The organism is Flavobacterium movens, from assembly GCF_039581425.1.
In the GTDB taxonomy this organism is placed as follows: Bacteria; Bacteroidota; Bacteroidia; order Flavobacteriales; family Flavobacteriaceae; genus Flavobacterium; species Flavobacterium luteolum.
Genome location: NZ_JBCPXY010000002.1, coordinates 313,499 through 325,842, shown reverse-complemented (window position 1 = coordinate 325,842; position 12,344 = coordinate 313,499). Strand labels below are relative to the sequence as shown.

General features: G+C 34.5%; 9 protein-coding genes. 4 read left to right on the top strand and 5 right to left on the bottom strand.

Annotated features, from left to right (window positions below):
* Positions 1 to 95 precede the first annotated feature (95 nt).
* Both AAYQ05_RS04875 and AAYQ05_RS04870 read left to right on the top strand, forming a co-directional pair.
* Positions 96 to 1,367, top strand: coding sequence for an acyltransferase family protein (locus AAYQ05_RS04875; RefSeq protein ID WP_343541526.1), 1,272 nt, complete (start codon positions 96 to 98; stop codon positions 1,365 to 1,367).
* 355 nt (positions 1,368 to 1,722) lie between these two features.
* Positions 1,723 to 3,210 (top strand): aminotransferase-like domain-containing protein, encoded by a 1,488-nt coding sequence (locus AAYQ05_RS04870; protein ID WP_343541525.1) that lies wholly within the window; start codon positions 1,723 to 1,725, stop codon positions 3,208 to 3,210.
* Positions 3,211 to 3,266: 56 nt separating this feature from the next.
* Here AAYQ05_RS04870 and AAYQ05_RS04865 read toward each other — a convergent pair whose 3' ends face one another.
* Positions 3,267 to 5,411 carry a catalase gene (locus tag AAYQ05_RS04865; protein ID WP_343541523.1) on the bottom strand — a complete coding sequence of 715 codons (2,145 nt, stop codon included), beginning with the start codon at positions 5,409 to 5,411 and terminating at the stop codon, positions 3,267 to 3,269.
* 276 nt (positions 5,412 to 5,687) lie between these two features.
* Between AAYQ05_RS04865 and AAYQ05_RS04860 the strand changes: the two genes are divergently transcribed.
* Positions 5,688 to 6,167 carry a hypothetical protein gene (locus tag AAYQ05_RS04860; RefSeq protein WP_343541522.1) on the top strand — a complete coding sequence of 160 codons (480 nt, stop codon included), beginning with the start codon at positions 5,688 to 5,690 and terminating at the stop codon, positions 6,165 to 6,167.
* Positions 6,154 to 8,718 (top strand): DNA ligase D, encoded by a 2,565-nt coding sequence (ligD, locus tag AAYQ05_RS04855; protein ID WP_343541520.1) that lies wholly within the window; start codon positions 6,154 to 6,156, stop codon positions 8,716 to 8,718. The genes AAYQ05_RS04860 and ligD overlap by 14 nt, the downstream gene beginning before the upstream one ends.
* Here ligD and ku read toward each other — a convergent pair.
* From ku to metN, 4 genes are all read right to left on the bottom strand, one after another.
* A complete protein-coding gene (gene ku, locus AAYQ05_RS04850; protein ID WP_343541519.1) occupies positions 8,715 to 9,494 on the bottom strand; it encodes a non-homologous end joining protein Ku in 780 nt (259 codons plus the stop codon). The two genes, ligD and ku, sit on opposite strands and share 4 nt — an antisense overlap.
* A 176-nt stretch (positions 9,495 to 9,670) precedes the next feature.
* Positions 9,671 to 10,483, bottom strand: a complete 813-nt coding sequence (gene metQ / locus AAYQ05_RS04845) for a methionine ABC transporter substrate-binding lipoprotein MetQ (protein ID WP_111426486.1) — start codon at positions 10,481 to 10,483, stop codon at positions 9,671 to 9,673.
* 78 nt (positions 10,484 to 10,561) lie between these two features.
* Positions 10,562 to 11,215, bottom strand: a complete 654-nt coding sequence (locus tag AAYQ05_RS04840) for a methionine ABC transporter permease MetI (RefSeq protein WP_202003265.1) — start codon at positions 11,213 to 11,215, stop codon at positions 10,562 to 10,564.
* Positions 11,208 to 12,239 (bottom strand): methionine ABC transporter ATP-binding protein MetN, encoded by a 1,032-nt coding sequence (gene metN / locus AAYQ05_RS04835; protein WP_111375784.1) that lies wholly within the window; start codon positions 12,237 to 12,239, stop codon positions 11,208 to 11,210. Before metN ends, AAYQ05_RS04840 begins: the two co-directional genes overlap by 8 nt.
* Between the last annotated feature and the right edge of the window lie 105 nt (positions 12,240 to 12,344).

The following is a 12,344-nucleotide window of genomic DNA, read 5'->3' as shown; positions in this document are numbered from 1 at the left end:
AAATTCCAAATTCCAAACCCAAAGAGCATAAAAAATCTTTCCTCTTGCTTCTTTCTTCTTTAAAAAAAATCTAACCATCTAAAATATCAAACCCAATGACAAAAGAACGTTTAACCTCACTCGATGTCTTTAGAGGATTTACCATTCTCTTAATGACGATTGTCAATAATCCGGGAAGCTGGTCATCTATTTACCCGCCTTTAGAACATGCTGAATGGCATGGCTGTACGCCTACTGACTTAGTTTTTCCGTTTTTTGTTTTTATAATGGGAACTGCAATTCCGTTTGCAATGCCCGTAAAACATTTTGACGGAAGTGTTTTCAATAAAATTTTAGTTCGTTCTTTGCGAATCTTCTGTTTAGGATTATTTTTAAGTGTTTTCAGCAGAATCCATTTATTTGGTTTAGAAGGAATTCCGTTATTAGGACTAAGATTGGTAATTGCTTTTGCGGTTGCTTATGCCCTTTTAGGAAACTTTTCAATGAAAGTCAAAACCATTCTTGCCGTTGGAGTATTTCTAATTCTCATCTCATTATCATTTAGTGGTTTGGAGCATTTTGAAGACACCAGAATCCCTGGCGTTTTACAACGAATTGCAATTGTGTATTTTTTTACTTCTATTTTGTATTTAAAGACTAATTTAAAAACACAGCTTTTAGTTTTAGCAACGCTTTTAATTGGATATTGGCTTGTAATGGCTTTTGTTCCCGTTCCTGGATTTGGTCCTGCCAATTTCGACAAAGGAACCAACCTTGCCGCTTGGATAGACGATACACTTCTAAACGGACATTTATGGGCTTCATCTAAAACTTGGGATCCAGAAGGAATCTTAAGCACTTTGCCAGCCATTGGAACTGGAATTTTAGGAATGTACATTGGTCAGCTACTAAATTTATCTGTTGATAAAATGGAAATCGTAAAAAAGACCGCCATTGCAGGAACTGCTTTAGTAATTGGAGGTTTAATTTGGAACATCTTCTTCCCTATTAACAAATCACTTTGGACAAGTTCTTATGTTTTATATACAGCTGGAATTGCAACGCTGTGTTTAACGATTTTGTATTATATAATTGACATTAAAGGACATAAAAAATGGACGAAATTATTCCTGATCTGGGGCGTGAACCCGATGATCGTATTTTTCTTTTCTGGAATAATTCCGAGAGTTTTAAGTGGCATAAAAGTAGCCGATCCCGAAAAAGCTGGAGAAGAAATTGGACTTCAAGCGTATATTTATAATCATGGAATTGTTCCTTGTTTTGAGAACCCATTAAATGCGTCACTTGCTTATGCTTTGTCTTATGCTGTTTTCTGGTCGTTCATTTTATGGATTTTCTACAAAAAGAAACTGATTTTTAAAGTGTAATTAAGATTATAATAAATTACCACAACGAGTTACAATTTAATATTCCGTAGGAATATCTGGTCGGTAGAAAAAGAATATGTCATTTTGCATTGTGTTCCAGAGGAACACCTGATTTTATATAACAGCGTTCTGTTTTACCAACCAAACGTTCCTACGGAACGTATAACCGCAATACAAATTTTTAATTCTACCAATGAGACATTCCTACGGAATGAATTAAATAATTTCAGCCGGACTTAATAGTTTGATTTGGTCATCGTTCTAACACTTATGTAAAGATCATTTTTCTTTTTTTCTAAAAATTCTAAGAAAAGCAGTATCTTGCCGTACCAACAAAAGTGTCAGTTTATAAATTATGGATAGTCCGGTTGAAATTCCTTTTAAAAGCTTTATTCAGCTTAAACCCGAAGAAAGCACTGCTATTTATCTGCAGCTTGTTTTTGAATTTATCAAAGCCATACAAACGGGGTTTCTTCCCGAAGGTACTAAACTTCCTGGCACTAGAATTTTATGTAAAGTACTTTCTGTTAACCGAAACACTTTAATCAAAGCCTTTCAGGATTTAGAATCACAAGGCTGGATTGAAACACTTCCGAACAAAGGAACTTTTATTTTATCACAGCAAAAACAAAAAAACAAAGCTGAATTTGCTTTTTCGAAAGAACAAAATACCACTCCAGACAATACTGGCTTTAGTTTTCAGCGATCTACTATTCTTGAAAGTCCGATTGAAATTAGCAATTTGCCGTATCAATTTAATGACGGAATGCCCGATTTACGATTGGTACAAACCGATGTTTTGGCTAGATTATATGTTTCAAAATTAAAAAGAAGAAAAACATCTAAAACCTACGAACAGATAGAATTGCGTTCACATTCGAATTTTAAAACTCATTTTTCTAATTATCTGAATCTTACCCGAGGCATTCGCATTTCAACTTCAAATCTTCTTACGGCAAGCAGTCACGAAATCGCTTTGTATCTGGTTACAAAAGTGCTTATTACTCCAGGCGATAAAGTCATCGTAGCCTCGCCGGGATATTATATGTCGAATATGACATTGACAAATACTGGCGCTCAAATTATTTCTATTCCGGTAAATGAAGATGGAATTGATACGAAACGTTTAAAAGAAATTTGTGAAACAAACAAAATCAGGGTTTTGTATTTAACATCCAATTATCATTATCCAACCACTATTTCGCTTAGCGCTAAAAAAAGAATAGAAGTTTTGGATTTGGCCAATCAATACGGCTTTGTGATTTTGGAAGACGATTACGATTTTGAATTTCATTATGATAATAATCCTGTTCTCCCTTTAGCTGCTTTCGATTCCAATCAGAAAGTGGTTTATATTGGTTCTTTCGGAAAATCATTACCATCAGGATTCAGTTACGGTTTTGTCGCCGCACCAGCGGAATTTATTAAAGAACTCGAAAAGCATCAAAACATTCTTGAACCTAGAATTGATGTCATAAAGGAACAAGTTCTTACCGAATGGATTACCGAAGGCGAAGTGCATCGTCTTTCAAAGAAAAATAAAAAAATCTACAAAGAACGTCGCGATTATTTTGTTTCGATTCTTAATGAAAAACTAAAAGGCAAAATCAAGTTTAAAATTCCGCCAAGAGGATTGGCTATTTGGGTTGAATGGCTGGATCATTTTAATCTGATTCAGTTTCAAAAAGAATGTTCTAAACAGGGTTTATTTCTGCCAAAGATCATTTTATATCAAACCAAAAACCTCACAGCGACACGCTTAGGATTTGGGCATTTGGAAAAGGAAGAAATGGAAAAAGCAGTTTCTATTTTGGGCGAATGTCTTGAAAATATTATTAATTGAACGAAACAATTTTTCATAAAAAAACCATTCCGTAAAGAATGGTTTTTTTATTTTTATCAAAGACTTTTTTCTCTTTCCCAAAAACGATGTCTTCCCAAAGCTTTTATAAATGAAGTAGCTAGTAATTTGTCTGCGCCATTTTCGCTTGTCAAAACTCCAGGATCTTTTGCTTTTATATCACTGTTGTTTTTTAAGACTTGTACTCCTTCAGCTTCAGCTGCAATAAATTTACAGTGATGGTACGAATCGTTTAAAAACTCTTTTACTTCTTTTAATTTTGAAAGATCTGCAATTCCTTTTCCACTTGGAATAAAGACACCATCAAAAAGTACTGACGCCGCAATTTTATAAGTTTGCTCTACAGGAATTTCTGTCCCCTCTTGAGAAACAATTGTCCCTAAATGTGGCGCTATAATAACGGCTTTTGCTCCTGCATTTTGCAAGGCTGTTTTCATAACTTTTATTGAATCTGCACTTACGCCATCAGCACACAAAAAAGCAATTTGTCTCGTTGCAATCGTATTCGAAATGGTTAGATTTTTAAGCATACTTAAAGCGTCTGAACTTCCTACGTTCGGTTTTACTTTTGACGGTTCTTGATTTCCTTCATCATCTGCTCCTACTCCATGATTAATTGGTTTTTCGATATTTTTTGGAACGGGAATTCCTAAATTTTTAGCAACCATTGCCGCTAAATCAGTACTTACCTGATTTAAAAGTCCGAGCATTCTTTCTCTAATCGAAACCGTTTCCACTTTTCCCAATTCAAAAGACAAAGCACTGGCAATATGATCTTGTTCTATAGGCGTTTGGCTGTTGTAAAAAAGCGCTGCTTGACTAAAATGATCCGAAAAACTATTACTTCTTGCTCTAACTTTATGAGCATCTACGCGTTCATTAAAACTTACAAATCCGCCCTGATCCATTTTGGCTTGAAATGGGCATCCGCCACCTAAAGAATTGGGATGATAGCTCACTTTGCCTTTAGCAATTTCCTGCCGCATGTGCCCATCACGCTGATTGTTGTGCATTGGAGCAATGGTTCTGTTAATTGGAATTTCATGAAAATTCGGGCTTCCTAATCTTGATAATTGCGTATCGGTATACGAAAATAATCTTCCTTGTAATAAAGGATCATTTGAAAAATCAATACCAGGAACAATGTGTCCTGGGTGAAAAGCCACCTGTTCAGTTTCTGCAAAAAAGTTATCTGGATTTTTATTCAAAACCATTTTACCTATAATGGTTACTGGAACCAATTCTTCGGGAACTAATTTCGTTGGATCAAGCAAATCGAAATCAAATTTATGTTCGTCGCTTTCAGGAATTATCTGCACGCCCAATTCCCATTCTGGAAAATTTCCTGCTTCTATGGCTTCCCATAAATCCTGCTTATGAAAATCTGAATTTTTTCCTGATATTTTCTGCGCTTCATCCCAAGCAACTGCATGTGTTCCTAATTTTGGTTTCCAATGAAATTTTACAAAATGAGATTCATTTTTATCATTAACAAGTCTAAAAGTATGAACTCCAAAACCTTCCATCATTCTTAAACTTCTCGGAATCGCTCTATCGCTCATAACCCACATTATCATGTGCATGGATTCTGGCATTAATGAAATAAAATCCCAAAAAGTGTCATGCGCTGAAGCTGCTTGTGGAATTTCGTTATGTGGTTCTGCTTTAACGGCATGAATTAAGTCTGGAAATTTCATGGCATCCTGAATAAAAAATACAGGCATATTATTTCCAACCAAATCAAAAACGCCTTCCTGAGTATAGAATTTGACTGCAAAACCTCGAACATCTCGAGCTAAATCGGTAGATCCTCTAGAACCGGCAACAGTCGAAAATCGAACAAAAACGGGTGTTTTAATACTAGTATTGTTTAAAAAGCCTGCTTTGGTATATTTCCCCATGGTTTTGTACAATTCAAAATAACCATGAGCTCCCGAACCTCGTGCATGAACAATACGCTCTGGAATTCGTTCATGATCAAAATGGGTGATTTTTTCTCGTAATATGAAATCTTCTAAAAGAGAAGGACCTCTTTCTCCAGACTTTAAAGAATTGTTGTTATCATTTATTTTAACGCCTTGGTTGGTGGTTAAAAATTCATTTTCAGCATTTGATTTGTTATATTCTAAATCATTCTGTTTTCCTTCAGAATTGTCTTGATTTGTTTTTTTCGAATTTTTCATTTTCTGTTGATTTTACAGTTTATCATTCAATGAACTACTATTTCAATTGAGGGTTTCTCATGAGGGGTTTCTCAAAAATAGGTTAACAAAGTTATACTGCTTTTTAGCTCAAAAATTATACAATTAAATTTCAGGATTATAATATTTTAACTAAAACACAAATTGATAATCAGTACTTTACTTATAATTATATAATTCCATTTTTTAATATTATAACAGAAAAAGTCATTTTAAAAGTAACTTTGAAATAGAGTTTTAGTTCAAAAAAAGAGCTTTATGATTTATATTATTATACAATTAATTTTAGTTTCCATTGGAGCGACATCGGCCATGACTTGGTTTAGTTATGTGATGTCTAAAAACTTTCAAGAATTGTATAAAGAACCTGTTTTATTGAGTTTTGCTCTAAAGAAAACAAACATCAGCCTTTCTGAAAAATCTCAGAAAACTTGGGGATGGCTGATACATTACGTTATAGGTTTTCTATTTGTTATGGGATATCAAATAGTATGGGTAAAGAACATAGTACCAGTTTCTCCACTCAATGCTCTCCTACTAGGAGTTATCAGTGGTGTAATTGGCATATTCAGCTGGATTATCATATTTAAAATGACCAATCATCAACCCCCAATTGATTTTAAAGGTTATTATATTCAGCTGTTCTTTGCCCATATTATTTTTGCTGTCACTGCAACGGCACTTTACTCTCTTTCATTAACCCTTTTAATTCTTTTGAAAGCTTATGTCACTGTCTAAATACCATCAAAAAAGAGATTTTAAACAAACCCGTGAACCTAAAGGAAAAGTTGAAAAATCGGCTAACGAATTGATTTTTGTAGTGCAGAAGCATGCCGCATCTCATCTTCATTATGATTTTAGGTTAGAAATGGATGGCGTTTTAAAAAGCTGGGCAGTGCCAAAAGGTCCGTCAATGGATCCTGAAATAAAACGTCTCGCCATGATGGTTGAAGATCATCCGTACAGTTACAAGGATTTTGAAGGCACAATTCCAGAAGGAAATTATGGCGCAGGAAATGTAATTGTGTGGGATAACGGAACCTATACTTCTGATGAAAAAACAGCTTCTGACGAAAAACAATTATTAAGCGATTTAGAAAAAGGACGTTTGAGTTTTGTTTTAAAAGGCAAAAAACTAAAAGGCGAATTTTCGTTGGTTAAACTTCACGGCAAACAAGAAAATGCCTGGCTTTTAATCAAAAAAAATGATAAATATGCTTCTAGTGAAGACATTTTAGAAAAAAACAAATCGATTATTTCTAAAAGAACTTTGGAACAGCTGATAGACAAATCTGAAAAACTGGCTTCAAAAACAGAAGAAAAAACAGTCGAGAAAAAAGCTGTAAAAAAAAAGTCTAGTCCGAAAGTTGAAATAGCTGAATTTATAAAGCCAATGCTTGCCAGCGTACGTGAAGAACCTTTTAATGATGATGAATGGGTTTTCGAAAATAAATATGACGGCTATAGAACCATTGCTGTCATTAATGCGCAGCAAGTCGATTTATTCAGTAGAAATAAAATTTCTTTTAATGCAAGTTTTAAGCCCATTGCAGACGAATTAAAACAAATAGATCATACAGTTGTTTTGGATGGCGAAATTGTGATTGAAAATAATTCTAGCAAAACCGATTTTCAACTGCTTCAAAATTACATGAAAACCGCAATCGGAAATCTTAAATATTATGTTTTTGATTTATTGAATTTGGATGGAAATCTGATTACCGAATTATCACTTCTGGAACGAAAAGAACTGCTGAAAATTCTCTTCAATAAATATTCTTTTTCAAATGTTTTTTATTCTGAACATACCGTTGGCGACGGAATACAACAATTTGAAAAAGCGGTTAAAAACAAAACAGAAGGAATCATTGCCAAAAAATCTGATAGCACTTATACCGTAAATAGAAGAAGTTCCAACTGGCTTAAAATAAAAACCGCCAATGAAGAAGAAGCAATTATTATTGGAATCACAGAACCTAAAAATTCGAGAAAGTATTTTGGAGCTCTTTTACTTGGTCAATATGATGGCAAAAAGCTGCATTATATTGGCAAATGCGGAACGGGTTTTACAGAAGCAATCCTTAAAGAATTATACACTAAACTAAAACCGCATTTTATTGAAAAATCGCCGCTTGATGAAAAAGTTCCTTTGCGCGACCTAATTCAATGGGTAAAACCAAAAGTCGTCTGTCAGGTGAAATTTTCGGAGTGGACCCAAGATCAACATTTAAGACATCCTGTTTTTCTTGGATTAAGGATTGATAAAAATGCTGCGGAAGTTAATTTTAATGGCAATGAGAATGGAAATAACAATAGTAATAAAGATTCTAATTTAATTGAAATGGGACATTTAAATAAACACAAGGCCGAAAATGATTACGATCTAAAAATTGGTAAAACGACTTTACATCTCACTAATCAGAATAAAATTTATTTTCCAAAAGATAAGATTACAAAAGGCGATATTGTGCAATATTATAATGAAGTTTCAGAACTGATTCTGCCCTATTTAAAAGATCGTCCAGAGTCGATGAACCGTTTCCCGAACGGAATTGATTCTCCAAGTTTTTATCAAAAAGATGTTGATGTCGATAAAATTCCGAAATGGCTTAAAACCAAAAAAATCTTCTCAGAATCCAACAATGCCGACATTGATTATCTAATCTGCAATAATAAAGAAACATTGCTGTATATGGCCAATTTAGGCTGTATTGAAATGAATCCGTGGAACTCGACCATCAAACATATTCAGAATCCAGATTGGCTCGTAATTGATTTAGATCCTGCAAAAGATGATTTCACGCAAGTTGTGCAAACTGCTTTGGTTGTAAAAGAAGTTTTAGACGAATTAGAAACCGAATGCCTCTGCAAAACTTCTGGAGCTTCTGGGCTTCATATTTACATTCCGCTTGGAGCACAATACGATTATGATTCTATAAAAATTCTAGGCGAATTGATTGCCAAAGAAGTGCATTCCAGACTTCCTGATAGTACTACAGTAGATCGAAGCATTAAAAAGAGAAATAATAAATTGTACATTGATTTTTTGCAAAACCGACGCGGACAAACTTTGGCGGCACCTTATTCTGTTCGTCCAAAACCTGGCGCTACAGTTTCTACGCCTTTGGAATGGGGTGAAGTGAATGACAAACTGCATCCTTCGCAATTTACGATCAAAAATGTATTAAGTCGTTTTGAGAAAAAAGGCGATCTGTGGAAACCTGTTTTATCTAAAGGGGCTAATATTAAAAAGATTATTCACAAACTGGAAAATAACCAAAACAGTTAAGACGATTTTTTCTTTTTATTTTCGAGACTGGCTTTCAGCATTTCCATTAAATCGTCGCTTTGTTTGTGTACGACTTTTAATTTTGGAGTCGCTTTCTGTGGTTTTCCTTTTGCTTTCTTTTTAATGATATCCAAAAGTTTGGCAGTATATTCGTCTTTAAACCCAGAAATATCAAACTTCTCTGTCAGCTGATCGATTAGTTTTTCGGCCATGTCCATTTCTTTTGTCGATTTTTTAGACATTGGCGGAAGCTTTAATTCACTCGTGCTTCTAATTTCCTGTTCGAATCGGATTCGGTTTAAAACAATAACATTTTTATACGGTTTTAAAATTGCCAGACTTTCTTTGTTTCTTAAAACAAATCTAGTAACACCCACTTTCCCTGAAGCCTCAAGCGCATCACGAAGCAATCCGTAAGCATTCATTGCGCCTTTGTCGGGCTCCAAATAATACGGCTGTTCGTAATAAATACTTTGGATTTCTTTTTCGAAAGCAAAACTTTCAATATCAATTGTTTTGGTTTTAATGGCATCCGCGGCTTCAAAATCAGAATCTTCCAGAATAATATATTTGCCTTCCAGATTATATCCTTTTACGATATTGGCGTAATCTACTTCTTTGCCCGTATTTTCATTAACCCGTTTAAATTTGATATTAGCATGATCTTTTGCATCCAGCATATCCATATCTAGACTGCTTTCCTGCACTGCCGAAAACATTTTTATTGGAATATTAATCAACCCAAAACTTACCGAACCTGTCCAAATCGCTCTCATGACATTTGTTTTAAAAATTGAACTCCAATTTAGTTCATCTAAAAAAGGTAAGCCTTACAAAATCAACAGATTGTTTTATATAATTGTGAATTGTAAAATGTAAAATGTAAAATGTGAGATGTAAAATGTCTTAATTAATAACATTTCAGATCTCACATTTTACATCTCACATTCTTTTACCAGCCTTTAACTGCGCCACCTTTAAATTCTTGTTCGGCTGCTTTTTCTACTTCTGGAGATTGAAAAGCTTGTAAAAACTGTTTTACTTTTTCTTCATTTTTATTGTCTTCACGGCTTACTACCAAATTCACATAAGGCGATTCTTTATCTTCAACAAACAAAGCATCACGAGAAGGAACCAATCCTGCTGCAGAAGCAAAAGTATTGTTGATGATCGCAATAGAAACATTTTCGTCGTCTAATGCACGAGGCAATTGAGGCGCTTCTAGTTCTAATATTTTTAAATTTTTAGGATTGCTCACAATGTCAGTTACCTTTGGCAATAAACCAACGCCATCTTTCAATTTCAATAATCCGTTTTTCTGTAAAAGCAATAACGAACGTCCTCCGTTTGTTGGATCATTTGGAATAATAATCGTGCTTTCGTTTTTCAATTCAGAAAGGCTTTTTATTTTTTTAGAATAAGCTGCAATCGGATACACAAATGTTTTTCCGATAATAGCCAATTTGTAACCGCGCTGTTTTGATTGTTCGTCTAAATACGGTTTATGCTGAAAAGCATTTGCATCGATATCACCCTGACTCAAAGCTTCGTTTGGAATTACATAATCGTTGAAAGAAACTAATTCTACTTCCAATCCGTATTTTTCTTTTGCTACTTTTTTAGCCGCTTCTGCCACTTTCAATTCAGGTCCCGAAGCTACCCCTACTTTTATAAAATGAGGATCGTTGTTTTTACTTTTTCCGCAGTTTGATAAAACAAGCGCCAAAGCCAAAACTCCAGCTATTTTTAAAATATTTCTTTTCATGATAATTGTATATTTCTTAAATTTTAAACTTCTAACATTTCACTTTTGACTTTCGACTTTCGACTTTCGACTAAAATTTTATCTATGATCAAATCGCTTTGATAATCTATCTCCCGCAAACTGAATTACGAATACCAAAATGACCAATAAAGCCAAAACTGAATTCATTGTTACGGCATCATAACCAATATATCCGTACTGATATCCAACTTGTCCTAAACCGCCTGCTCCAACAGCTCCGCCCATTGCAGAATATCCAACAAGAGTGATTAAAGTAATTGAAGCTGCATTAATTAAAGAAGGCAAAGCTTCTGGCAATAATACTTTGTACACAATTTGCAAAGGAGTTGCTCCCAAAGCTCTTGCTGCTTCGATTAATCCTGACGGAAGACTTAATAAACTATTTTCTACCAATCGAGCAATAAATGGCGCCGCACCAATGCTCAACGGAACCAAAGCGGCACTCACACCAATTGAAGTTCCGACAATGGCACGTGTAAACGGAATCATCCAAACGATTAAAATAATGAATGGTATAGAACGAAAAATATTCACCACTACCGATAATGTTCTGTTTAAAACTGGCTGTTCCAGAATTTGATTTTTACGCGTTAAGAACAATAAAATTCCTGTTGGAAGTCCTAGCAAAAAACCGAAAAAGCCCGATACAAAAGTCATAACAATGGTTTCCCATGTTCCTTTTAACAATAAATCTATAAGAGAATCAGACATAACCTATTATTTCTGTTTTAATGTGTTTTGAATTAAAATATTGAATAGCAGCATCGTAATTTTCGCGTTTTCCTGAAAGTTCAATCAGCATTACGCCAAAATTCACTTCGCCTGCCTGATCCATTTGTGCGCTAACGATTTTAAAATCGGTATCAAAAAGTCTTGAAACTTCTGAGATAACAGGCTCGTTAACCGACTTTCCTGTCATTTCTAATTTTAATAACGGATTCAGATTTCCGTTATCTTCTTTTTGCAATTTATCTTGATACACAGACGGAACTTCGATATGAAGAGAAGAAGAAATAAATTCCCTTGTCAATTCATGTTTCGGGTCGGCGAAAATTTCTCCAACACTTCCCTGCTCGATTAATTTTCCGTGACTGATCACTGCAACTTCATCACAAATAGATTTTACAACTTCCATTTGGTGCGTAATTAGTAAAACGGTAATATTAAGACGTTTATTAATGTCTTTCAGTAAATTTAAAATCGATCTAGTTGTTGCAGGATCTAGCGCACTTGTTGCTTCATCGCACAATAAAACTTTCGGATTATTGGCTAAAGTTCTTGCAATAGCAACACGCTGCTTCTGCCCTCCTGAAAGACTTGCTGGATAATCGTTGGCTTTTTCTGCCAATCCAACCAATTGCAATAATTCTAAAACACGAGTTTTGATTTCGCTTTTTGAAGTTCCAGCCAATTCTAAAGGAAAAGCCACATTTTCAAAAACCGTTCTTGAAGAAAGCAGATTAAAATGCTGAAAAATCATTCCGATTTGTCTTCTTTCAATCGCCAGTTCTGCGTTTGATAACTGCATTAAAGCTTTTCCGTCAACGATAATTTCGCCAGAAGTTGGCCTTTCCAACAAATTCACGCAGCGAATCAGCGTACTTTTTCCTGCTCCGGAAGTTCCAATTACACCAAAAATTTTCCCTTCAGGAACCTTTAAAGAGACATCAGACAAAGCAGCGACAATTCTGTCTTTCTGATGAAAAGTTTTGGTTACATTTTTTAATTCAATCATTCTTTACAGTTTAAAAACAAAAAAGCCTTCCATTAATTAGTTGAAAGGCTTTCTTGAAATAAATTTTATCATTTTATATATTAAGCCAGATCAATAAATACCATT

Excerpts from the sequence above, each read along its gene's own strand:
- AAYQ05_RS04875 (WP_343541526.1), top strand. The coding sequence starts at position 96 with ATGACAAAAGAACGTTTAACCTCACTCGATGTCTTTAGAGGATTTACC.
- AAYQ05_RS04870 (WP_343541525.1), top strand. The coding sequence starts at position 1,723 with ATGGATAGTCCGGTTGAAATTCCTTTTAAAAGCTTTATTCAGCTTAAA.
- AAYQ05_RS04865 (WP_343541523.1), bottom strand. The coding sequence starts at position 5,411 with ATGAAAAATTCGAAAAAAACAAATCAAGACAATTCTGAAGGAAAACAG.
- AAYQ05_RS04860 (WP_343541522.1), top strand. The coding sequence starts at position 5,688 with ATGATTTATATTATTATACAATTAATTTTAGTTTCCATTGGAGCGACA.
- ligD (WP_343541520.1), top strand. The coding sequence starts at position 6,154 with ATGTCACTGTCTAAATACCATCAAAAAAGAGATTTTAAACAAACCCGT.
- ku (WP_343541519.1), bottom strand. The coding sequence starts at position 9,494 with ATGAGAGCGATTTGGACAGGTTCGGTAAGTTTTGGGTTGATTAATATT.
- metQ (WP_111426486.1), bottom strand. The coding sequence starts at position 10,483 with ATGAAAAGAAATATTTTAAAAATAGCTGGAGTTTTGGCTTTGGCGCTT.
- AAYQ05_RS04840 (WP_202003265.1), bottom strand. The coding sequence starts at position 11,215 with ATGTCTGATTCTCTTATAGATTTATTGTTAAAAGGAACATGGGAAACC.
- metN (WP_111375784.1), bottom strand. The coding sequence starts at position 12,239 with ATGATTGAATTAAAAAATGTAACCAAAACTTTTCATCAGAAAGACAGA.